We start from the raw sequence: 22,677 nt of genomic DNA on the forward strand, positions 1-22,677 counted from the left end.
GAGGTAAAAACATGTCTATCTACCTGAACAAGGACTCCAAGGTCATCGTCCAGGGCATCACCGGCGGCGAAGGCACCAAGCACACCGCCCTGATGCTCAAGGCCGGCACCAACGTTGTCGGTGGCGTGAACGCCCGTAAGGCCGGGACCACCGTGCGTCACAACGCGGCCGACGGTTCCGCCGTCGAGCTCCCCGTCTACGGCACCGTCAAGGAAGCCATCGCCGAGACCGGCGCTGACGTCTCGATCGTCTTCGTGCCGCCGGCATTCACCAAGGCCGCCGTGGTCGAGGCCATCGAGGCCGAGATCGGTCTCGTCGTCGTCATCACCGAAGGCGTGCCCGTGCAGGACTCCGCCGAGTTCTGGGCTCTGGCTCAGTCCAAGGTCGACGCCGACGGCAAGCAGATCACCCGCATCATCGGCCCGAACTGCCCCGGCATCATCACCCCGGGCGAGTCCCTCGTGGGCATCACCCCGGCGAACATCACCGGCAAGGGCCCGATCGGTCTGGTCTCCAAGTCCGGCACCCTGACCTACCAGATGATGTTCGAGCTGCGCGACCTGGGCTTCTCCACCGCCATCGGCATCGGCGGCGACCCGGTCATCGGCACCACGCACATCGACGCCCTGGCCGCGTTCGAGGCCGACCCGGAGACCAAGGCCATCGTCATGATCGGTGAGATCGGTGGCGACGCCGAGGAGCGTGCCGCCGACTTCATCAAGGCCAACGTCACCAAGCCGGTCGTCGGCTACGTGGCAGGCTTCACCGCCCCCGAGGGCAAGACCATGGGCCACGCCGGCGCCATCGTCTCCGGCTCCGCGGGCACCGCTCAGGCCAAGAAGGAGGCCCTCGAGGCCGCCGGCGTGAAGGTCGGCAAGACGCCGTCCGAGACCGCCGCGCTGCTCCGCGAGGTCTACTCGGCTCTCTGAGTCTGAAACGCAGTCATCGACTGCTCCGTACGACGCCGTTTCCCCGGGTTTTCCGGGGATCCCGGCACCGTATGGAGCAGTCGATGGTGTTTAACGAGGGTTCTGCTGCAACCGTGCGGCGTCCTCCAGGGCGAGGTCTCCGTTGATCGCGGCTCCGGCCTGAACACCAGCGGCCGACGACGCCGACACCATCGCCATCAGATTCTGCGCATTGCCCGCGGCCCAGACGCCGGGGATCGGCGTCCTGCCCGTGGGGTCGGCGGGGATGAAGCGGCCCATCGGGTGCTCTTCGGGATCACCGCCGAGCTGCTCGTAGATCTCCGTGCGGGCGACGAACGACGGCGCCACGACCACCGCGTCCAGCTCCACACTGCTGCCGTCGGCCAGGAGGGCGGCCCGTACCTGCGTCCCGTCCAGGCTCAGCGCGGTCACCGGTGCGGACGCCACGGGAACTCCGAGGGCCTCGAACAGCGCCGCGTCCTCTCCGGCCTCCCACGCGGCGTCGGGAGTCCCGTCGGCCGGCGCGGTCCATCCGGGGAGGATGGTCACCTGATCGCTCAGCTGGTGGAACAGGAGGGCCTGGTGGGCCGCGCGGGCATCGCTCGCCAGGATGCCGATGCGCTGGTCCCGCACCTCCCAGCCGTGGCAATAGGGGCAGTGGAGCACGGAATGCCCCCAGCCGTCGCGCACTCCTGGAACCTCGGGCAGCACGTCGACGAGGCCGGTGGCCAGGAGGAGGCGGCGCGCGCGGACGGTGCTGGGCTGGGTGGCACCCGGTTCGCCGGACCCGGCGACGACGGCGTCCCCACCCGGCCGCGCCGGCCCGACGGTCAGGCGGAAGCCGCCGTCGTCGTGGGCGGCGGTGTGGACAGCGCCGTCCAGGAAGGCGACCCCGTACGCGGACGCCTCGGAGCGGCCCCGGGAGAGGAGATCAGTGGGCGCGATGCCCTCGAGCCCGAGCACATTGTGGGCGCCGGCGGCGGGGGCGTTCCGCGGTTCCCCGGCGTCGATCACGAGGACGGAACGGCGGGAGCGTCCGAGGGCGACGGCGGCTCCGAGTCCTGCGGGCCCGCCTCCGATGATGGCGACGTCGTACGGTGTGGTGGTCATGTGGTCCTCCTTGAGTTTCCTGTGAACGATTCTCATCTAGGCGCATCCAACTGGCAATCGACCTTGCTGAAGTGGCAAAATCTATCCATGCCTTCCTCGCAGGACACCCATGATTCCGAGCTGAACTCCCTGCTCTCGGGGGTCGGTCCGCGGCTCCGGGCGATCCGTGAGGCCCGGAACCTCACGCTGGGCGAACTCTCCCGGCTCACCGGAACGTCCATCAGCACCTTGTCGCGCCTCGAATCCGGGGGCCGCAAGCCGACGCTGGAGTTGCTGTATCCGCTCGCCCGCGCCTACCGCGTGCCGCTCGATGAGCTGGTGGGCGCGCCCGCCGTCGGCGATCCACGGGTGCACATCAAACCGATCACCAAGTACGGCCAGACCCTTCTGCCCCTCAGCCGCGGCGACAGCGGGATGCGCGCGTACAAGCACGTCCTCCACGGGAAGTCCACGCCCGAGGACCCACAGCCGAAGGTGCACCCGGGGCATGAGTGGCTGTACGTCCTGGCGGGGGAGCTGCGGCTCGTCCTCGGGGGTCAGGAGTACCGCTTGGGTCCGGGCGAAGCGGCCGAATTCGACACCACCACGCCCCACTGGTTCGGCGCCGCCGGGCCGGTCGCCACGGAGTTCCTGGGGATTTTCAGTCCCGCGGGGGAGAAGGTGCACGTCAGCGAACTCTGAGCCGGGTGCCGGGTGCCGGGTGCCGGGCGCCAGACGCAGAGTGTCAGGTTCAGGCCGATCCGGCCGCCGCGGCTGGACACCTCCGGCGGACCGGTTAGGCTGGCGCTGACATCACACCGCGTCGGCAGGGGGACTCCATGAACCGGTCAGTGAACATCGCGATCCGCGCGGCCCGGGCGGTGACGGCACTGCTGTTCGCCGCCGTCGTGCCGCTTCTGGCCGGGGCGCTGCCCGCACGCGCCGACGACGTGACCAGCCTCGTGATCGAGGATACGGCGGGTGCGCTGTACCTCCCGCAGCTCCGCCCCGCGATCGCGAAGATCTCCTTCTACCAGCCCACGAAGGTCGTGATCTTCACCCGGGCCGGCAGCCGCTCGGACGATCTCAACGAAGAGGTGCTCCGTTTCGCACGGTCCCGGCACCCCGAATGGATCACGGCGGACGGGCAGAAGTGGGCCGACGGCCTCTTCGTCTTCGCCCTCGACACCACCGGCCGCCACGTGGGCACGTACTTCGGCGAGGACCGCAAGATCCCCCTGGACGAGCAGACAGCGATCCAGGAGGACACCAAGTCGCTCTTCCGTGAGGCCCAGTGGACCGACGGCACCATCGAGGGTGTCCGGTCCGCGGCGTCCCGGATCGCACGGCCCTGGTACCTGTCGCCCGCCACGCTGTGGACGGGTGGGATCGTCGGGGGCGGCGCCCTGGTGGGCGGAGGCATCTGGGCGGGAGTCCGCGCTAACAACCGGCGCAAGTTCGCCGAGGCGTTCGACGCCGGCGACCGCGCGTACGCCTCGGTCACCCTTCAGCTCCAGGAGACCGAGCTGAATGCGTCGACCATCCCGGACACCTCCGCGTACGGGTCCCGCGTGCTCGAACGCTGGCACACCCTGGAAGAGCAGCTACGGGACACCACGATGCTCCGGGACAAGCTCGCGGCCATGACTCCCAAGGAGAGGTCCGTCTCCGCGGCCGTCTCCGATGCCTCCCGCTTCCGGGAGCAGGCAGAGACCCTGGACGGGCTCGACGATGCGATCGCCGATTCCAACGCGCTCCTCAACCTCAATTCGAGCTGGCGGGAAGGGTGGCGCCGGCAGTCCGAGGCCCTGGTGGGGGAACTGTCCGAGGTGGAACAGATGCTCAACGGGAACCCGACCGGGGCAGGCCTCGAATCCGCTGCGGCGCTCCGGGCGCATGCGGCGGGCGCGCTGCAACGGCTCTCCGGGCTGGAAGCCGGACTGGATGACCGCAGCGTCACCCCGGACGCGGCCCTGGACGCGATCAAGGCCGAGCGTGAGCAGATGGCGGACCTGCTGCAGCGGCATGCCGACGCGGTGATCGCGGCCACCACACGGTCCGAGCGCGAGGCCGACCTCATGCGGGAAAAGATCGACGCCGCGTCCGCGTCCCGGCCGGACACCCGGCGCTACAACGGGAGCATCGTGGACATCGCCTTCCCACGGGTCCCGATCATCTCCGTGATCAACTTCGGCAGCGGCCTCGACGCCGGTCAGCAGGCCGTGGACTCGGCTCGCAGCGCCGCCTCGTCATCCTCCTCGAGCAGCAGCACGGGCTACGGCTCGAGCGGTGGCAGCTTCTCGGGATCGGGCAGCTCGTCGAGCTTCTGAGGTTGAGGCGCCGCGATTCCCAGTGACGCCCCAGGCAGCGGCAAGGCGCGTCCCATGTTGCTCGGCCACAGTAGTGAGTACGGAACGGAAGCGCCGGACCGTGAACGACGTGAGAGGGGACGGTGACGCCGATCGACGGAGGCCCTTTACTACCCGAAACCCGTTGTCAGCCCCGGAGGCGGCGTGCTGTGGTCACAAGCAGACCGCGCCAGCCCGGGGCCGACGGCGTTAAGGGGCCGACCTGGGTGTTCAGAGCGCGACCGGTCGGTCCAGGTGGGTCGGGGCGAACATCCGCAGCGTGGTGTCCACGACGACGACGTTCGGCCCTTCCGCTTCGAGGGCTTCCCGCAGCGCCTGCTCGACGTCCTCCGCGGCGACACGTCGGGCCGGCACTCCGAACGACTCGGCGAGGGCGACGAAGTCGGGCCGGGACAGCTCGGTGGCCGTGGCCTTGCCGAACGCGCCTTCCATGTATTCGCGCAGGATGCCGTAGCCGCCGTCGTCCACGATCAGCCAGGTCACCGGGGCGTCGTGCTGGCGGGCCGTGGCGAGTTCGGAGATCGAGTACATCGAGGACCCGTCGCCGGAGACCGCGAGGACGCGCTCGCCGAGTCCGACCGAGCCGCCGATCGCGGCCCCATACGCCCACCCGATGCCTCCGGCGCCCTGGGCGGAGTGGAACTGGCCCGCGCGAGCGTCCCAGCAGCTCCAGCCCCAGTAGGCGGAGATGGTCATGTCCCAGAAAGTCTGCATCCCGTCGGGCACCGCCGTGCGGACGGCCGCCATGAAGTCCAGCTCATGCTCCAGGCCCTGGCCGGCGAGCCGGTCGCGGACGATGTCCAGGGCGGTGGCGACCACCTTGCGGGGTGAGCGGCCGTGCCAGTCGCGGGCGGCGCCGTCGTGCTCCAGCGGCTCGCGTTCCCGAAGCAGCCCGACGACGGCGGCCCGCAGCGTCGGCAGCGCCTCGCCGGCGTCGGCGTGGATGCCGAGCGCGGGATGGTTCGACTCGAGCACGCGGGCTTCGGCATCGATCTGGATGAGACGCCCCCGCGGAGCCAGGGTGAAGTAGTTGGAGGTGACCTCGCCGAGCGACGTCCCGACGGCCAGGAGCACGTCGGCGTCCTCGATCAGCTCGCTCATATGGACGTCCTCGATCCAGGACTGCAGCGAGAGGGGGTGCTCCCACGGGAAGGCGCCCTTGCCGCCGGGGGAGCAGATGACCGGGGCGTCGAGGGCTTCTGCCAATTCCAGGAGCGCGGCTTCGGCGTGCCCGCGGCGGACGCCGCCACCGGCGATCACGAGCGGCCGCAGGGCCGACTTCAGAAGCCGGGCGGCCTCCTCGATCAGCTCGGCGCGGGCGAGGACCGGCTGAGCTTCAGCGGTGATGTCCCGGACCGGGGGAGTGGCGACGGGTTCCAGCAGGATGTCCTGCGGCACCTCGACCCAGACCGGACCCTGAGGTGCGGTGACCGCTTCGGTCCAGGCATCGCGGAGGGCGGAGGGAATGGCGGAGGCGTGCTGGATGGTCCGCTGGGATTTCGTCACCTGGGAGGCGGCGAGGGCCTGATCGTCGAGCTGGTGGAGCATGCCGCGGCGCCGTGCCCCGAGACCCGCCGTGGGGATCTGGCTGGCGACGACCACCATCGGAACGCCCGTGGCGTAGGCCTCCTGCAAACCGGCCAGCGAGGTCAGAGCACCGGGGCCGGTCGAGAGGAACAGGATGCCCGGCTGTCCGGTGGCCCGGGAATACCCGTCCGCGGCGAAGGCGGAGTTGTTCTCGATGCGGCTGGACACGAAGTGCAGCCGTCCGCGGCCCATGGCGTCGAAGAGTCCCAGGGCGTGCTGGCCGGGGATGCCGAACACCGTGCGGGCGCCGAGGGCCTGCAGGGTCTCGACCACCAGGTCGCCGCCATTGCGTACTGCCGGGTGCTCTTCGGACATTTCTCCCCCTCGGGTAGCTGATCGTGTGGGCGCGTACCGGGCTTCCCGCCACTTCCGTGGGAGGTGATGCGCGCAACACCATGCTACCCAGGAGTTTTCCAATATGCACCCGTTGTTGCTGATTGGTTGACTTTGGTTGAAGCGGAAACTTACCCTTGTGTCAGTCGTCACGCTCGATCGTGACCCAGCGCACCACCCTTTGAGTAAGGTTCACCATGGACGGAAACATCATCAATTCGGGGATTGTGATCCTCTATCTCGCGGCAATGCTGGCCTTCGGTTTCTGGGGCAAATCCCGGACGAAGAACAACAGCGACTTCCTGGTGGCGGGCCGCCGCCTCGGTCCTCTCCTGTACACCGGCACCATGGCCGCCGTGGTCCTCGGCGGAGCCTCGACGGTCGGCGGCGTCGGCCTCGGCTACAAGTTCGGCATCTCCGGCATGTGGCTCGTGGTGGCGATCGGCGTCGGCGTCCTGCTGCTCAGCCTGCTGTTCGCGGGCATGATCCAGAAGCTGAAGATCTACACGGTGTCCCAGATGCTGACCCTGCGGTACGGCACGCGCGCCACGCAGACCTCCGGCATCGTCATGCTGGCGTACACCCTGATGCTCTGCGCCACCTCCACCAGTGCCTACGCCACCATCTTCGTGGTGCTCTTCGGCTGGGACCGCTGGCTCGCGATCGCCATCGGCGGCGCGATCGTGCTGGTCTACTCGACGATCGGCGGCATGTGGTCCATCACCCTGGCCGACCAGGTGCAGTTCTTCATCAAGACCATCGGGGTCTTCTTCCTCATGCTGCCCTTCGCCCTCGGCGCGGCCGGCGGCTGGGACGGCATCAAGCAGCGTGTGGACGATTCGTTCTTCCAGTGGGACGGCATCGGCGTGCAGACCATCATCACGTACTTCGTGGTCTACACCCTCGGCCTTCTGATCGGTCAGGACATCTGGCAGCGCGTGTTCACTGCCAAGACTCCGGGCGTGGCCCGCTGGGGCGGTGCGACCGCCGGCGTCTACTGCATCCTCTACGGCCTGGCCGGCGCCGTGATCGGCATGGCAGCCCACGTGGCCCTTCCGAACATCGACGTCAAGAACCTCGGCAAGGACGTGGTCTACGCCGAGGTCGCCACGCACATCCTCCCGGTCGCCATCGGTGGCCTGGTCCTCGCCGCCGCCGTCGCGGCCATGATGTCCACCGCCTCCGGCGCGCTGATCGCGGCAGCCACTGTGGCGCGCACCGACGTCGCTCCGTTCGTGGCGAGCTGGTTCGGCCGGAATGTCTCGGTGGAGCACGACAAGAACCCGGAGGAGGACGTGAAGGAGAACCGTCTCTGGGTCCTGGGGCTCGGCGTCGTGGCGATCATCCTCGCCATCCTGGTCAAGGACGTGGTGGCGGCTCTCACCATCGCCTACGACATCCTGGTGGGCGGCCTGCTGGTCGCGATCCTGGGCGGTCTCGTCTGGAAGCGCGGCACCGGAATGGGCGCCGCGGTCTCCATGGCCGTCGGCACCGTCGTCACGCTTGGCACCATGATCATCCTTGAGATCAACGCCAAGGTCCCGCTCGACGGCGTCTACGCCAACGAGCCGATCTACTACGGCCTGATCTCCTCCGCCGTCGTCTACATCGCGGTGTCGTTCATGACCCCGCCCACGGACGCGAAGGTCATCGAGGCGTGGAACGCCCGCCTGGCCGGCGCGAACGCCGAAGAAGAGCCGGTCGTCCCGGCGCACTGACGGCGCTGCTGCGCCGCCGTCCAGAGTCTGGCGTCAGGCGCGACGCCGGCTCCCGGAACGGGTGGCCGCCGCCGCGCTGCGGCGCGGAAATCCACTCCACACGAAAGCCGCCCCGGTCACCGACCGGGGCGGCTTTCGCCGTTCCCGGCATGACGTGGGGCGGGAAGCGGATGCCCGTCGACAGGTTCTCGGCAAGAGTCTCCAGCGGTTAGAAAGTCTAGCTACCTACGAAGCAAGCGCCGAAGAACGCCTGGAATGTCCGAGAATTCTGAGGAATGCGCAGGTAAAAGCAGTGAGAAATTACGACTAGCTAGACAAGCGAGCTATGTGTTAGCGTGATGGACAAGATCTGATCCACCGCCGAGCCGGGGGAGGAAGGATCGAGGTTCTCCCGCCCGCGGGCGGTTGTATTTCTTGAGTTGCACACTTCAGAGAATTCGGGAGAGCGAGATGGAAAGCTATCAGAGCCTGGTCGCCAGGGCCTCTGTGAATGCGGCGAAGGCGCACCCTGCGCTGGCCGATGCGAGCGTCAGAGTCGAGGAGGACTCGGACGGGCTCGTGCTGCATGCCGTGTACACGATGACCGGGACCGCCGATCCTGTGGCCGTGATGGCCCTTGTCGAGGACCGGCTCATTCCGGACATGGAGAAGCTGCTCGATGCGAGCTTCGTCCAGCGTCACGTCCGCTTCGCCGTCGAAGCCACGGCCGACGCGCACCCCGCGGATCACCGGTCGGGTTCCCAGCCCGCCCTGGTCACCGCCTGACAATCTTCACCGACACACTGTTCAGCACTATTTGAGGAGCACATCATGGGATTTCTCGGTTGGATCATTCTGGGCCTGATCGCAGGCGCCATCGCCAAGGCCATCACCCCGGGTGAGCACGGGGGCGGCTGGCTCTCGACGCTCGTCCTGGGCGTCGTCGGCGCGCTGGTCGGTGGCTGGATAGGATCGGCCCTCTTCCACGAGGGCGTCAACAGCTTCTGGTCCCTCGGGTCCTGGCTGCTCGCGATCGGCGGCGCTGTTCTCGTCCTGGTCATCTGGGGGGCTTTGACCCGCAAGAGCCGGGCCTGAGGGTTCAGACCCCTACAGCCGCACAGGGCCGCGGTCTCGCGGCAAACAACGGTTTTTCTGCACCAACGGAAAGGAACAACATCATGAGTTTCACGGACAAGGCCAAGAACGCTGCCGATCAGGCGGTCGGCAAGGCCAAGGAAGTCATCGGCGAGGCGACGGACAACCACAAGCTGGAGGCTGAAGGCAAGCTTCAGCAGGCCAAGGGTGACGTCAAGCAGGCCGGCGAGGACGTCAAGGACGCCTTCAAGGGCAAGTGACCTTGACTGATTGACCCTGCATCGTCGGGGCCGGCATCGACTCACTCCTTCGTGAGCGGGCCGGCCCTTGCGGTTCCCCGGTGGGAGCGGAGTTCCCGCCGGTGGGCGCGGCCGGGTCCGGAAGGTGTTCCGGCCGGCGCGCCATCCCGTTCCACCCATAGCTGTCACACAGCGCCTGTGGGCGGATTCGAAGCAATCCTCGACGTCGATAAGGCTGATCTTTCGATGGCACTCGAACTGATCGAAAAGCACTGGCGGGAAAGCGATCATCACGATCAGGCGCTTTCCGCCCTCCATCTCCTCCGCGAGTTCACCGTCGTCGTGGAGCAGGCCCGCGAGGATCTCCGCGCGGAGCTCAGGGTGAACTCCACCGATCTTGCGGCGCTGCGGTTTCTGCTCGCAGAAACCGGTTCGCGCCCGGTTACCGCCAGCATGATCGAAAAACATCTGGGTCTCTCGTCCGCGTCCAGCACCACCCTCGTGGCGCGCCTGGAAAAGGCAGGCTACCTCCTCCGCGAACCGGACTCCCGGGACCGCCGATTCAACATCCTGCATCCGACGGAGCGCGCCCGGACCCTGGTCCACTCCATCGTCGACTACCAGGCCGAGGCCCTCACCGCCGTCGCGCGGTCCTTCGACAGCGAGGATCTCGCCGTCATCGAGGATTTCCTCACGGAGAGCATCGAAGCGCTGCGCGAGTCCCGCCGGGCGAAGGACAGATCTCCTTACGACCAGCGGTAGGACTCCCAGAGCAAGGCCAGGCACCCGAGGACGATGGCCACGCAGACCCCGAAGTTGATCCACTTATACTGCAGGAACACTGCGATGAATTCACGGATGAAGGCACTCGGAACGAAGTAGGCGGCGGTCCGGGCGCCCCGGACGTCGGCCTTCATCCGGGCCCTCCGGGTGAACATGGCCGCCCGGAACACGTGATAACTGCTGGTGGTCACCGTGATCACCGGGTTCGGCCGGGTCATGAGCGCCCGGGAGTACTCCAGGTTCTGCATGGTGGTCCTGGCGCGGGTTTCGGCGATGATGTCCCCGGACGGGACACCGGCGTCGCGCAGGTAGTCGGCCATGGCCTCCCCTTCGCTCCGTGGTTCGTCAGGGCCCTGGCCGCCACTCGGGATCAGCACCGGGCGTGCCTCCTCCGGGGCGTTCCGGTGGATCTGCACGGCCTTGTCCAGGCGTCCAGCCAGCAAGGGCGGGACCTTGCCGTCGATGAGCCCGGATCCCAGGATGATCACGTAGTCAGGGTGCTTCCGGCTCGTGGTCCGGGCGTAGATGAAGGAGTAGAGCAGGAACGCGCAGAAGACGAAACCCACGTAGGCCAGCAGCATGAACAGGAGGAAGGGCACCGCCGACAGCCACAGGGGAGAGCCGAGCCGTTCAGTCGCCTTATTGAAGAACCCGAGCAGGAACGGGGCGCCGAGAACCACGAGTCCCAGGGCCAGGGAGAGCAGATTGGCGATGCTCCGTCCTTCACGCCGGAGCATCACCACTCCGTTGATGGTCAGGAAGACACCCAGCACGGGCACGGCCAGGATCGCGAGCAGCACGAAGATGAGCAGCAGCCACGCCGTGTCGTCATTGCGGCCCAGGCTCAAGAGGGCGAAACCGAGCGCCAGGAGCAGGAACACCCCGTTCCGCAGCCGTCGGCGGTCCAGCACCGTGCTCACCAATGCGGCCAGTGCGAACACGATGGCGAGCACCGTGGTGATGTTCTCCAGGATGACCCCGGTCAAGTTGTCCATGCATTCCTCCCGCAGGTAACTCTACGCAGAGGCCCGAATCCGCGAACCCCGAAGAACCTTCCTGTGAGCAAAAACGCGCCCTCCGCCTGTGCACAGGCGGAGGGCGCGTCGTCGTGGGGCTCTGGAGGGAATCAGGCGATCGTGGCCCCGAACAGCAGTCCCAGAAGATAGGTGGCCCCGGCTGCGCCGAGTCCGATCAGCAGCTGACGCAGCGCGCGGCTGAGCGGCGACGTGCCGGAGAGCAGTCCCACGACGGCGCCCGTGGCGAGCAGCACCAGGCCCACCAGGACCACGGCCAGCGTCAGGGCCCCGAAGCCGCTCATGCCGAAGAGGAACGGCAGGATCGGGATGAGCGCGCCGGAGGCGAAGAAGCAGAAGCTGGACGAGGCGGCGCCCCAGGCGGTGCCGATCTCCTCATGGTCGTTCGTCGTCTCGGGGGCCTCGGGATGCAGGGAGAGGCTCGGGTCGCAATCGCAGCTGAAGCGCCCCATCCGTTCCGCGGCGCGGTGCTCGGCGGCCTCCCGGCTCATGCCGCGGGCCAGGTAGACCAGGACGAGCTCGTTGTGCTCCAGATCGAGGCGCGGTGCGGCGTCGAGCGTGATCTGTGTGGGGCGGCTGGCCTCCAGGAGTTCCCGCTGGGAACGGACCGAGACGTATTCGCCCGCGCCCATCGAGAGGGCACCGGCCAACAGGCCCGCGACGCCGCTGAAGAGGACCACCTGGCTGTCGACGCCGGTGGCCGCCATGCCCATGACGAGGGAGAGGTTGCTGACCAGGCCGTCGTTCGCCCCGAACACGGCGGCGCGGAACGTCCCGGACAGCCGGGCGCGGCCGCGGGTGGCGAGGCCTCGCACCACTTCTTCGTGGATCTGCTCATCGGCGGCCATGGCGGGGGTGGCGTGAGGGTCGGTCGCGTACGGGGAGCGGCCCTCGGCCCGCTGAGCCAGCGCCAGAACGAACACGGAGCCGAAGTTCCGGGCCAGGAAGCCCAGGAACCGGCTGTTGAGGGAAGCGTGACGGGCCTTGTCCGCCTGGTCGCCCAGCAGCGTCAGCCAGTGGGCTTCATGCCGGCCTTCGGCTTCGGCGAGGGCCAGGAGGATGGCCTCCTCCTCGCCGTCACGACGGGCTGCCAGATCGCGGTACACGGAGGCTTCGGCGCGTTCGTCCGCGAGGTACTGCTGCCAGCGCCGGATATCGGCGGGGGAGGCCTGAGGGGTGTTCATGGGATCCTGCTCCTGAAGTGTGGTCGGAGGTGGCGCCCCATTGCGCAGCCCTCACTGTAGCGCGAAATTCCGCGGATTTTCGGACGGTTCACCGACGCTTCCGGTTTCGGTGGACCGCAATCGGGACAGTGGCTGAAGGCTGAATCTGAGCTCCCGCCCGGCCCTCAGACCGGTGACCGCGACGCGGACCGCCAGCACGTCGTCGTCCTCCCAGACAGGGGGCCGGACGGCCCGGTTCAGCGCGTCGATCAGCTGATGCGGCTGCGCGCAGAAGTAGTGGTGGCCGGCGCCGTGGAGGAACAGGGTGACCCGGCCGCTCTGGAGGTCGACGGCAGGCAGGACGGTGACGGACATGAGAATCCTTGCGTGTGCTCTTGCCCCGCCAGGAGAACGGGGCCGCTTCTGCATCCGAGCCACCCGTGAACATGGGGTTGGCGGGTGGCCAGTCGGAGCTTGGCGCCACCTCTCGTGAAGCTGACTACACTGTAGCGGACGACGGCGGAGCGCGGCAGGGATCAGTCGCAGGCCGGCGGTCCTGTGACGCGGTGTTGAGCTGGGGAGACTCCGGCTTCGACGGATCCAAGTTGAGGTGCAGGCATAACTTGATCCCTGGTACTAAACTCGCTTCCAGAAGCTGCCCAACGTGACCGGGAACACTTCCGTGCCCAACTCGTGGAACCCCCCCCACCTCGAGCGGCGCCCGCGATTGAAAGGCCATCATGAAAGCCCTCCCCATCGAGCCGAGCAACGCGCCGATCAACATCGGCTCGCGGATCCGTGCGGCCCGCAAGGCTCAGCGCATGACGATTGAGCAGGTGGCCGAGGTGACCGGCCTGACCAAGGGCTTTCTGTCCCGGGTGGAACGCGATCTGACCTCGCCGTCCGTGGCGTCCCTGGTCACGCTCTGCCAGGTGCTGTCGGTGGACATCGGGGATCTGTTCGCGGCGACCGACGTGGCCCTGACCCGGGCCGACGAGGCTCCCAAGATCTCCTTCGGTGGTGACGGGATCATCGAGACCCTGCTCACCGCACGGTCCGAACGCCGGGTCCAGCTGCTCAGGGGCGTCATCGAGCCCGGCGGCAAGGGTGAGTCGGAACTCTACTCCGTGGACTGCGACGTCGATGTGCTGCACGTGGTCAAGGGCCGGATCGTGCTGATCCTCTCCAACGAGCGCTACGAACTCTCCGCCGGGGACACCCTGAGTTTCCCCGGCCGTGAGCCTCACACCTGGCTGAACCCGACCGATGAGGAAGTCGAGGTCCTCTGGGTCCTGGTCCCCGCCGCCGCGGCGTAGGGGAGTGGTTCGCAGGTCGAGGCTGGGGGCGCTTGCTGGCGGGACATTTGGTGCAGTGAATCCGCGAGGCCCGGGTGGGTCGTCACTGAACTCGCTGTGGCAGTGCCGGACCACTGTTGAACTCGCTGACAAGGGTCTGAACTCGCTGCCCTCGACAGCGGGATCAAGCTCGGAGTAGCGAGGTCAACCTGTCCTCAGCGAGATCGGTGCAAAACCGCGAGGTAAGCAATGCGGTTGCGAAATCACGTGCGGGGACGCAGTGCCGGCCCGCGTAGCGCTGACGTGATCCTGTGACGGACCTCGCCAGGTTGTTCCAGATCCGACCATGTGAGCCTGACGAAGCGCCAACCGAGCTCCATGAGGTGACGCTCCCGGAGGCGTTCTTCGTAGAGGGCGCGATCCGTAGGCGTCGACCCGAAGTACTTGACTTCGCCGTCGAACTCCACGGCCAGCATCTCCTCCGGCCAGGCGAAGTCGAGGAATCGTCGCCCCAGGGGAGTCTGTACCTCCCATTGCGGAATCGGTGTTGGAAGGCCCTCGCGATGGAACAGGACTCGGGCGCGGGATTCCGCCACGGATTCACTCCGGGGGTCGGAGAGCTCCACTACTCGTCGAGCGTTCACGACCCCTCGGTATCCGGCCATCCCGTCCAGCATTCTCAGTAGACGGGCGCGGTCCGCTCCGAGACCCAGCGCCTGATCCGCCAGGACCACCGCGTCCTCGAGGGGCATGATCCGTGCGCAGTCGATGATGGTGCGTTCCAGCGTCGTGCAGCGGATCCCGTTGATGTTCTCGACGTGGTCCTCCGGGAGGCGGACGATGTGGGTCCGAACGCCGGCACCGAGGCGCCGCATGCACGGGTTACTGGTGCAGGCCACATGGATGGTGCTGCTGTAGCGGAGGAATCTCAAACCCCTGAGCCGCGCTGCCGACGTATGGCTGTACACATAGGCGGCATCAGGTCGGGCCGCGGCACGGTGCGCATGTGCGTGAAGCGTCTGATCAGCGAGTTCACGCGGCCCCGACGATGAAGCAGCACGTCTCCGAGCGAAGAGGCCGGGGCGCAGCCGCACGATCTCCCCGGTGGTGAGCAACCGTCGTCGTGCGCCGCGTCCGATGCCGAGGTGTTCAAGCTCCGCGGTGGTCCAGTGCTCCTGGTCCGGTGGCAGCCAGGGGGTGACGGTGAGAGGTGGCATGTCCCTATCCTGCGGGGTCCAGTCCGCAGTCTCGTGAACCTGGACGGCCATGTGGATGACTGGCATCCGGGTCTCCCCACAAGCACGGGAACACGGGCTGAACTCGCTATGGAGGGTTTGACATCGCTACGTCCGGTAGCGATGTCAAACCCTCCATAGCGAGTTCAGCGTTCGGGGCTCGGGGGACGGGGAAACCAGGAAGCGTCCCCGCTCTCACCCCACGTGGACCCAGGGCCTCCGGGTGATGTCGGGTTCGGCTTCGCGCAGGACTTCCCGGGTCACGGGTGCGATCTCACCTTCGCCGAAGAAGAGGTACTTCAGGAGGTTGGAGATCGGGTTGCCCTCGGTCCAGCGGAAGTAGATGTGGGGCATGAGACCGGTGACGTCGCGCAGGTGCAGCAGCACTGCGGCGAGTGTGTTCGGGACATTGCCGCTGTGGACCTCCAGCACGCGATAGCCGTGCCGGATCTTGCCCTGGACGAGCAGCTCCTCCTCGAAATCGGAGCTGTCCTCCACCACCACCTCGATGAACATGGCGTCCGTGCCGGGCATGTGGCTGGCCAGCTGGGCGTGCTTGAACTTCGTGATGTACCGCTGTGCCGCCGTGGACTTGGGTTCGTGGGCGATGAGACGGATGGGCCCTTCCTCTTCGGAGGCGAGGAACTGGGAGGGCCTGCTCATCGAGCTTGATGGTGGTGGCCCGGAGCTCGAACGACCGCCGGACCCGCGACGCGAAGCTCACCACGAGGATGCCCAGGATGAAGACGGCGGCGATCTTGATGCCGTCCGGGCGCTCCACCATGTTCGCGATCGTCGTGTAGACGAAGACGGTGGCCACGAGCCCGAACGCGATCATGGTCTTCTTCTGTCCGGCGTCGCGGGCGGCGAGGGTTACGGCCACGGAGGCCGAGGTGATCAGCACCAGCACGCCGGTGGCGTAGGCGCCGCCCTGCGCGTCGACGTCGGCGTCGAAGATCACGGTGATGACGAACGCCACCACGGTGAACACCAGGACCAGCGGCCGGATGGCGCGGGCCCAAGCCGGGGCCATGCCGTAGCGCGGCAGGTAGCGGGGAACCAGGTTGAGGAGTCCGGCCATGGCCGAGGCGCCGGCGAACCAGAGGATGGCGATCGTGGCGATGTCGTACACCGTGCCGAAGCCGTCGCCCAGGTACTGGTGGGCCAGGAAGGCCAGGGCGCGGCCGTTCGCCTTCCCACCTGGCTGGAACTCCTGCGCCGGGATGAGGATGACGGTTGACAGTGAACTGGTCACCAGGAACGCGGACATGATGAGCGCACTGGTGGTGAGGAGTTTATGGGCGCCGCGGATGCGGCCGGCGGGGTTCTCCTCGGTGTCGCCCTGAGCGCCGCGGATCTGCGGCATGACGGCGACGCCGGTCTCGAAACCGGAGAGGCCCAGGGCGAGCTTCGGGAACACCAGCACGGCCAGCGCGATCATCATGACCGGGTTGCCGTGCTGCTGATTGAGGGCGGACCACCAGTCGCCCACCAGGACGGGGGAGGTGAAGACGTGGACCAGGGAGACCAGGACCACCACGAGGTTCAGAGCGAGGAACGCCGCGACCAGCAGCACCGCCACCTTGATGGCCTCGGAGAAGCCGCGCAGGAACACGACGCCGAGCCCGGCCAGCAGCGCGAGCGTGATCACGAGTTCCTGGCCGTGCAGGAAGTCGGGTGCGAAGGGGTTGTGCGTGAGGTGCGCGGAGGCGTCGGCCGCGGAGAGCGTCATGGTGATCATGAAGTCGGTGGCGGCAAACCCGAGGAGCGCGAGGACCACGAGTTTGCCGCCCCAACGGGGGAGGAGGCGCTCAAGCATGGCGATGGAGCCCTCGCCGCGAGGGCTCTCCTTCGCCACTCGCCGGTACACGGGGAGTGCGCCGGCCAGGGTGACGACCACCAGGATGATGGTGGCCAGGGGGGAGAGCAGTCCGGCAGCGAGCGCCGCGATCGCCGGTTGGTAACCGAGGGTGGAGAAGTAATCGACGCCGGTCAGGCACATCACTTGCCACCAGGTCTTCCGGTGGTGCTGGTCGGCCAGACCGTGGGGGCCGGTCTGCCTTCCAGCGCCTTCGGCGGTCTCCGCCATCAGCCATTCCCGCAACGTGGTGCGCTTGCGGGGGTCGGAAGGATCCGCGGGTACGCGGGTGAGCGTGGTCACGAGATCTCCTGTGATGGTGGAACCGTTCGCTGTGGACGCTTTCACGCTAGGCCCGTCCGGGTGCCGCCGCCGGGGATCTTTATGAATCCTTTACGGCCGTTCCGACCTGCTGTCGTGCCGGGATGGACGACGACGGCGGCTGGTCCTGCGGGCGGCGGCGGGCGATGTTGCCGCCCACAAAGGGCGGCCTCCCCGGGTTCCCAAGCTAAGTAAACAGCTGTTGCATAAAAGAAAACAATGTCCTTATGATGGTGATCACAGACTCGCCCCCACCGGGGCCGTTCAATGGAGAGTGAAGGACGGATATGGAAGAGCTCCGCATCGAAGCCAATGGCAACCTGGGTCCCATCGACTCCTCCCGGATCCCGCGCTATGCGGGGGCTGCGACGTTCGCCCGCCTCCCGCGTCTGGATCAGGTGGAGAAGGCCGACGTCACGGTCGTCGGCGTCCCCTTCGACACCGGTGTCTCGTACCGCCCGGGCGCCCGCTTCGGCGCCAACCACGTCCGCGAGGCCAGCCGCCTGCTCCGCCCGTACAACCCGGCCTGGGACGTCAGCCCGTTCGAGAACGTCCAGGTGGCCGACGCCGGCGACATGGCGGTCAACCCCTTCAACATCAACGAGGCCATCGAGACCATCCAGCAGAACGCGCTGGACCTGACGGCGAACGGCAGCAAGCTCGTCACCCTCGGCGGTGACCACACCATCGCCCTGCCGCTGCTGCGCGCCGCCGCCGAGCGTGCCGGTGAGCCGATCGCGATGCTGCACTTCGACGCCCACCTCGACACCTGGGACACCTACTTCGGCGCCGAGTACACCCACGGCACCCCGTTCCGCCGCGCGGTCGAGGAAGGCATCCTGGACACCGAGGCGATCAGCCACATCGGCACCCGCGGCCCCCTGTACGGCAAGAAGGACCTCGACGACGACCACCGCTTCGGCTTCGGCATCGTCACCTCCGCCGACGTCTACTACCAGGGCGTCCTCGAGACGGTGGAGAAGATCCGCGACCGCATCGGCCGCCGTCCGCTGTACATCTCCATCGACATCGACGTGCTGGATCCGGCCCACGCCCCGGGCACCGGCACCCCCGAAGCGGGCGGCATCACGAGCCGCGAGCTCCTCGAGATCATCCGTGGCTTCCGCGGCATGAACCTCGTGGGTGCCGACGTCGTCGAGATCGCCCCGGCCTACGACCACGCGGAGATCACCGGTGTGTCCGGCAGCCACGTGGCCTACGAACTCGTCACCCTCATGGCCGATTCCGCCATGGAAGGCGATCGCTTCGGCGCACCGAACGGCTACGCGGCACAGGCCCTCGGCCAGACGGATCACCGTCCGGCCGGTTTCAACGCCTGAGCGACCTCGGTCAGCGTGAGGGGTTCCAGCGTCAGGGTCTGACCGACGCGATCCCCTGACAGCAGGTTTCATCCAGCAGCGCCCCGGGAATCCGGGGCGCTGCTGCGTTTAAGCCTGAGCCGGAGGAGTCCGTCCATTTCTGCAAGAACTGCTTCGGAACTCTGGTCTGGAAGGGCCGGAGAGCTTAGCCTGAAGGCATGTCCACAGGGTGAGTTCCCATGATACGGTTGCCTCCCGCAACCAAGAGGCCTTCGGGCTCCGTCGATTCCTCCTGGCCGAAGCGGTCGGTGGCCCTGGCCCCTCCGCTCCGCCGGAGCAGGATTATCCTCCAGGCGGATTGTTGCCGTTCCGACCCGGAAAACCGTCGTCCTGAAGGATGATCTCGCTGCATTTCCCCTTTTTTGTCAGACCCTGTTCACTAGGCTGGATTCCATGCTCCTGACGCTCATCAAGCGCTACTCAAAGCCTTACCTCGGCCAGATCCTGGCCGTGCTCCTCTTCCAATTGGGCTCCACCATCGCGGCCCTCTACCTTCCCAGCCTGAACGCCCAGATCATCGACGAGGGCGTCTCCAAGGGCGACACCGACTACATCTGGCGCACCGGCAGCGTGATGCTGATGGTGGCCTTCATTCAGGTCATCTGTGCGATCTTCGGCGTCTACTTCGGTTCGAAGGCCTCCATGGCGATCGGACGCGATCTGCGCCGCGGGATCTTCCGCAAGGTGACCAGCTTCTCCGCCAAGGACGTCAACAAGTTCGGCGCCCCCACCCTGATCACGCGCGGGACCAACGATGTCCAGCAGATCCAGATGGTCGTCCTCATGGGCCTGAACTTCATGGTGTCCACCCCGATCATGTGCGTCGGCGGCATCATCATGGCCCTGAAGGAGGACATCAGCCTGTCCTGGCTCGTCTGGGTGTCCGTGCCGATCCTGGTGGCCGTGGTCGGTTACCTGGTCGTCCGTCTCATGCCGCTCTTCCGCGGCATGCAGGGCAAGATCGACCGCATCAACGGCGTGCTGCGCGAGCAGATCATCGGCATCCGCGTGGTGCGGGCCTTCGTGCGCGAACCCTTCGAGAAGGACCGGTTCGGCGTCGCCAATCAGGACCTGACCAACGTCTCGCTGAAGATCGGCTCCCTCTTCGTGCTGATGTTCCCGGCCATCGGCATGATCCTTCACCTCTCCACGGCCGCGGTGCTGTGGTTCGGCGGACAGCGGGTGGACCAGGGCAGCATGCAGGTGGGCTCGCTCACCGCGTTCCTGTCCTACCTTCTGCAGATCCTCATGGCCGTCATGATGGGCACCTTCATGGCCATGATGATCCCGCGCGCCTCGGTCTGTGCCGACCGCATCGGTGAAGTGCTCGACGTCGAGCCGTCCATGAAGGAGCCGAGCAACCCGAAGCAGCCGGCCGAGCTGGCCGGCCGCGTCGAATTCCGCGATGTGACCTTCGCGTACCCCGGCGCGGAGGAACCCGTGCTCAGCAACATCTCGTTCACGGCGGAGCCCGGCCAGACGCTGGCCATCATCGGTGCCACCGGTTCCGGCAAGACGACGCTGGTCTCCTTGCTGTCTCGCCTCTACGACGCCGAGTCGGGCGAAGTGGTCCTGGACGGGGTGCCCGTTCCGGAGCTGGCCCGTCAGGACATCACCCGCCGGGTGAGCATGGTGCCCCAGAAGCCGTACCTGTTCTCCGGAACGATCGGTGAGAATCTGCGGTTCGGACGGACCGAGGCCGAGGACGAGGACCTCTGGAACGCCCTGCGCGTGGCGCAGGGCGAGGACTTCGTCCGGGCGAAGAGCAAGGGACTCGACTCCCGGATCGCCCAGGGCGGTACCAACGTCTCCGGCGGTCAGCGCCAGCGCCTGTGCATCGCACGGGCCCTGGTGAGCCGGCCCAAGGTCTACGTCTTCGATGATTCGTTCTCGGCCCTGGACGTCACCACGGACGCCAGGCTCCGCGCCGCACTCAAGAAGCAGACGTCGGATGCCACGGTGATCATCGTGGCGCAGCGCGTCTCGACCATCACCGAGGCGGACCAGATCCTGGTCCTGGACAACGGCCGGATTGTGGATCGCGGAACCCACCAGGAGCTCCTGTCCACGAGTCCCACCTACCAGGAAATCGTTGAGTCCCAGCTGAGTGCCGAGGAGGCAGCATGAGCGGCGACAGCAAGTTCGCAGGTCGCGGCAAGCGCGGCAAGGGCGGAGACGTGGCGGAAGACACTGCGACTGCTCCCTCCGTGACACCCGACGATGACGGCATCGAGGATCAGGAGTACCAGCCCACCGAGGCCGACGGCGGCATGTTCGGCGACGTGCCGGCCAAGAAGGCCAAGAACTTCTGGCCCAGCGCGAAGCGCCTCTTCGGCCTCCTGAAGCCGGAGGCCGCGGGAGTCTGGTTCGTGGTGGTCCTCGTGATCATCTCGGTCGTGCTCAACGTGATCGCCCCCAAGGTGCTCGGCAAGGCCATGGACGTCATCTTCGCGGGCGTGATCGGCAAGCCCCTTCCGGCGAACGTGACCAAGGACCAGGTGGTCCAGGGTCTGCGGGCGTCGGGACAGAACAACTTCGCGGACATGGTGTCCAAGATGGATCTGGTCCCGGGCCAGGGGATCGACTTCCAGCAGCTGAGCTTCCTGATCGCCTCGGTGCTGCTCATGTACTTCGCGGCGAACCTGTTCCTGTGGGCTCAGGGGTACATCCTGAACCGGATCGTCATGAAGGTGGTCCGCCGCCTGCGTGACGACACGGAGGCCAAGCTCAACCGCCTTCCGCTGAACTACTTCGACACCCGGCAGCGCGGCGACATCCTGTCCCGCGTGACTAACGACGTCGACAACGTCCAGCAGGGTCTCCAGCAGGCGTTCTCCCAGCTGGTGTCCTCCGTGCTGACGGTGCTCGGCATCGCGGTCATGATGTTCGTGGTGTCCTGGCAGCTCGCGCTGATCGCCCTGATCGCGCTGCCGCTGTCCGGCATCGCTGCGGGCGTGATCGGCAGCCGCAGCCAGAAGCTGTTCGCCGCGCAGTGGAAGAACACGGGTGACTTGAACGGCCAGATCGAGGAGTCCTTCTCCGGTCACGACCTCGTGCGGATCTTCGGTCGCGAGCAGGACATGCTGGAGCGCTTCGATGAGAAGAACGAGTCGCTGAACAAGGCGGCATTCGGTGCTCAGTTCGTGTCCGGCATGATCTTCCCGGTCATGCAGTTCATCTCCTACCTGAGCTACGTGGGCATCGCGGTCGTGGGTGGCCTCCGGGTCGCCGCCGGCCAGATGTCGCTGGGCGATGCCACCGCCTTCATCCAGTACTCCCGCGAGTTCAGCCAGCCGCTGGGCCAGATCGCCGGCATGGCGAACATGCTCCAGTCCGGTGTGGCGTCCGCGGAGCGCGTGTTCGAGTTCCTCGACGCCGACGAGCAGGACGAGGAGACGGCCACCGAGCACCTCCCGGCCAAGACCGACGGCCACGTGGAGTTCCAGAACGTGAGCTTCAGCTACACGCCCGACAAGCCGCTCATCGAGGACCTCTCCTTCACGGCCGAACCCGGCCACACCGTGGCCATCGTGGGTCCGACGGGTGCGGGCAAGACCACCCTGGTGAACCTCGTCATGCGGTTCTACGAGCTGAACTCCGGACGGATCACGCTGGACGGGGTGGACATCACCCACCTCAGCCGGGCGGAACTCCGTTCCAAGATCGGCATGGTCCTCCAGGATGCGTGGCTCTTCGGAGGCACCATCTACGAGAACATCCGCTACGGAAACCTCGACGCCACCGAAGACCAGATCATGGCGGCGGCGAAGGCCACCTTCGTGGACCGCTTCGTGCGGGCGCTCCCGGACGGGTACGAGACCGTGATCGACGAGGAGGGCAACAACGTCTCGGCAGGCGAGAAGCAGCTCATCACGATCGCCCGGGCCTTCGTGTCCGATCCGTCGCTGCTCATCCTCGACGAGGCCACGAGTTCCGTCGACACCCGTACCGAGCTGTTGCTGCAGAAGGCCATGGCCGCCCTGCGGACCGACCGGACCAGCTTCGTGATCGCTCACCGTCTCTCGACGATCCGCGATGCCGACACCATCCTGGTGATGGAGGACGGCCGCATCGTGGAGCAAGGCAACCACGCCCAGCTCCTCGCCAGTGAGGGTGCGTACTACCGCCTCTACATGTCGCAGTTCGCAGGCGGCATCGAGGAGGAGGAAGAGCCCGCGCCGGTCGGCGCCGGAGAGTAAACCGCAGGACGTCGTCGCCCCGGCGTCGTGCAGGTCACCCGATCTGCACGACGCCGGGGCATGGCACTCTTC

18 protein-coding genes, 1 pseudogene and 1 riboswitch are annotated in these 22,677 nt (G+C 67.1%); of the genes and pseudogenes, 12 read left to right on the plus strand and 7 right to left on the minus strand.

What is annotated here, in order from left to right:
- The first annotated feature begins 11 nt into the window (after positions 1–11).
- Entirely contained in the window at positions 12–929 is a 918-nt protein-coding gene (gene sucD, locus QFZ52_RS02555; protein ID WP_208188095.1) for a succinate--CoA ligase subunit alpha, read from the plus strand.
- 90 nt (positions 930–1,019) lie between these two features.
- Here the strand turns inward: sucD and QFZ52_RS02560 are convergent, their stop codons facing one another.
- Positions 1,020–2,039, minus strand: coding sequence for an NAD(P)/FAD-dependent oxidoreductase (locus QFZ52_RS02560; RefSeq protein ID WP_307496077.1), 1,020 nt, complete (start codon positions 2,037–2,039; stop codon positions 1,020–1,022).
- A gap of 87 nt (positions 2,040–2,126) precedes the next feature.
- On the opposite strand from QFZ52_RS02560, the gene QFZ52_RS02565 reads away from it, so the two are divergent.
- Both QFZ52_RS02565 and QFZ52_RS02570 read left to right on the plus strand, forming a co-directional pair.
- Positions 2,127–2,720, plus strand: a complete 594-nt coding sequence (locus QFZ52_RS02565; RefSeq protein ID WP_307496078.1) for a helix-turn-helix domain-containing protein — start codon at positions 2,127–2,129, stop codon at positions 2,718–2,720.
- A gap of 137 nt (positions 2,721–2,857) precedes the next feature.
- Positions 2,858–4,348, plus strand: coding sequence for a DUF5129 domain-containing protein (locus QFZ52_RS02570; RefSeq protein ID WP_307496079.1), 1,491 nt, complete (start codon positions 2,858–2,860; stop codon positions 4,346–4,348).
- A 249-nt stretch (positions 4,349–4,597) separates the two neighbouring features.
- Here QFZ52_RS02570 and QFZ52_RS02575 read toward each other — a convergent pair whose 3' ends face one another.
- On the minus strand, positions 4,598–6,289 hold the full coding sequence (locus QFZ52_RS02575; RefSeq protein ID WP_307496080.1) for a thiamine pyrophosphate-binding protein: 1,692 nt from the start codon (positions 6,287–6,289) through the stop codon (positions 4,598–4,600).
- A 215-nt stretch (positions 6,290–6,504) separates the two neighbouring features.
- On the opposite strand from QFZ52_RS02575, the gene QFZ52_RS02580 reads away from it, so the two are divergent.
- From QFZ52_RS02580 to QFZ52_RS02600, 5 genes are all read left to right on the plus strand, one after another.
- On the plus strand, positions 6,505–8,025 hold the full coding sequence (locus QFZ52_RS02580; protein WP_307496081.1) for a sodium:solute symporter: 1,521 nt from the start codon (positions 6,505–6,507) through the stop codon (positions 8,023–8,025).
- 450 nt (positions 8,026–8,475) lie between these two features.
- A complete protein-coding gene (locus tag QFZ52_RS02585; protein WP_307496082.1) occupies positions 8,476–8,790 on the plus strand; it encodes a hypothetical protein in 315 nt (104 codons plus the stop codon).
- A gap of 45 nt (positions 8,791–8,835) precedes the next feature.
- Positions 8,836–9,099 (plus strand): GlsB/YeaQ/YmgE family stress response membrane protein, encoded by a 264-nt coding sequence (locus tag QFZ52_RS02590; RefSeq protein WP_307496083.1) that lies wholly within the window; start codon positions 8,836–8,838, stop codon positions 9,097–9,099.
- An 83-nt stretch (positions 9,100–9,182) separates the two neighbouring features.
- Positions 9,183–9,359 (plus strand): CsbD family protein, encoded by a 177-nt coding sequence (locus tag QFZ52_RS02595; protein WP_208188102.1) that lies wholly within the window; start codon positions 9,183–9,185, stop codon positions 9,357–9,359.
- A gap of 225 nt (positions 9,360–9,584) precedes the next feature.
- On the plus strand, positions 9,585–10,100 hold the full coding sequence (locus tag QFZ52_RS02600) for a MarR family winged helix-turn-helix transcriptional regulator (protein ID WP_307496084.1): 516 nt from the start codon (positions 9,585–9,587) through the stop codon (positions 10,098–10,100).
- Here the strand turns inward: QFZ52_RS02600 and QFZ52_RS02605 are convergent.
- From QFZ52_RS02605 to QFZ52_RS02615, 3 genes are all read right to left on the minus strand, one after another.
- Positions 10,085–11,116, minus strand: coding sequence for a YdcF family protein (locus QFZ52_RS02605; RefSeq protein WP_307496085.1), 1,032 nt, complete (start codon positions 11,114–11,116; stop codon positions 10,085–10,087). The two genes, QFZ52_RS02600 and QFZ52_RS02605, sit on opposite strands and share 16 nt — an antisense overlap.
- A gap of 131 nt (positions 11,117–11,247) precedes the next feature.
- Positions 11,248–12,339, minus strand: a complete 1,092-nt coding sequence (locus QFZ52_RS02610) for a VIT1/CCC1 transporter family protein (RefSeq protein ID WP_307496086.1) — start codon at positions 12,337–12,339, stop codon at positions 11,248–11,250.
- 51 nt (positions 12,340–12,390) lie between these two features.
- Complete coding sequence (locus QFZ52_RS02615) at positions 12,391–12,693, minus strand: hypothetical protein (protein WP_307496087.1); 303 nt, start codon at positions 12,691–12,693, stop codon at positions 12,391–12,393.
- 11 nt (positions 12,694–12,704) lie between these two features.
- Positions 12,705–12,813, minus strand: a riboswitch (SAM riboswitch).
- A 245-nt stretch (positions 12,814–13,058) separates the two neighbouring features.
- Between QFZ52_RS02615 and QFZ52_RS02620 the strand changes: the two genes are divergently transcribed.
- The gene (locus tag QFZ52_RS02620; RefSeq protein WP_278268349.1) at positions 13,059–13,634 is read left to right on the plus strand and encodes a helix-turn-helix domain-containing protein; all 576 of its coding nucleotides are present in this window, start codon (positions 13,059–13,061) and stop codon (positions 13,632–13,634) included.
- 242 nt (positions 13,635–13,876) lie between these two features.
- Here QFZ52_RS02620 and QFZ52_RS02625 read toward each other — a convergent pair whose 3' ends face one another.
- Together QFZ52_RS02625 and QFZ52_RS02630 are read right to left on the minus strand one after the other, a co-directional pair.
- The gene (locus QFZ52_RS02625; protein ID WP_307496089.1) at positions 13,877–14,830 is read right to left on the minus strand and encodes a type IV toxin-antitoxin system AbiEi family antitoxin domain-containing protein; all 954 of its coding nucleotides are present in this window, start codon (positions 14,828–14,830) and stop codon (positions 13,877–13,879) included.
- Between the two features lie 213 nt (positions 14,831–15,043).
- Positions 15,044–17,009, minus strand: a pseudogene (locus QFZ52_RS02630) (amino acid transporter).
- 305 nt (positions 17,010–17,314) lie between these two features.
- On the opposite strand from QFZ52_RS02630, the gene speB reads away from it, so the two are divergent.
- The 3 genes from speB (at position 17,315) to QFZ52_RS02645 (ending at position 22,605) form a co-directional block, all read left to right on the plus strand.
- Positions 17,315–18,367 (plus strand): agmatinase, encoded by a 1,053-nt coding sequence (gene speB / locus QFZ52_RS02635; RefSeq protein ID WP_307496090.1) that lies wholly within the window; start codon positions 17,315–17,317, stop codon positions 18,365–18,367.
- Between the two features lie 432 nt (positions 18,368–18,799).
- Positions 18,800–20,533, plus strand: coding sequence for an ABC transporter ATP-binding protein (locus QFZ52_RS02640; protein WP_307496091.1), 1,734 nt, complete (start codon positions 18,800–18,802; stop codon positions 20,531–20,533).
- On the plus strand, positions 20,530–22,605 hold the full coding sequence (locus tag QFZ52_RS02645; protein WP_373425610.1) for an ABC transporter ATP-binding protein: 2,076 nt from the start codon (positions 20,530–20,532) through the stop codon (positions 22,603–22,605). Before QFZ52_RS02640 ends, QFZ52_RS02645 begins: the two co-directional genes overlap by 4 nt.
- Positions 22,606–22,677 lie beyond the last annotated feature (72 nt).

The organism is Arthrobacter woluwensis, assembly GCF_030816155.1.
Classification (GTDB): domain Bacteria; phylum Actinomycetota; class Actinomycetes; order Actinomycetales; family Micrococcaceae; genus Arthrobacter_E; species Arthrobacter_E woluwensis_A.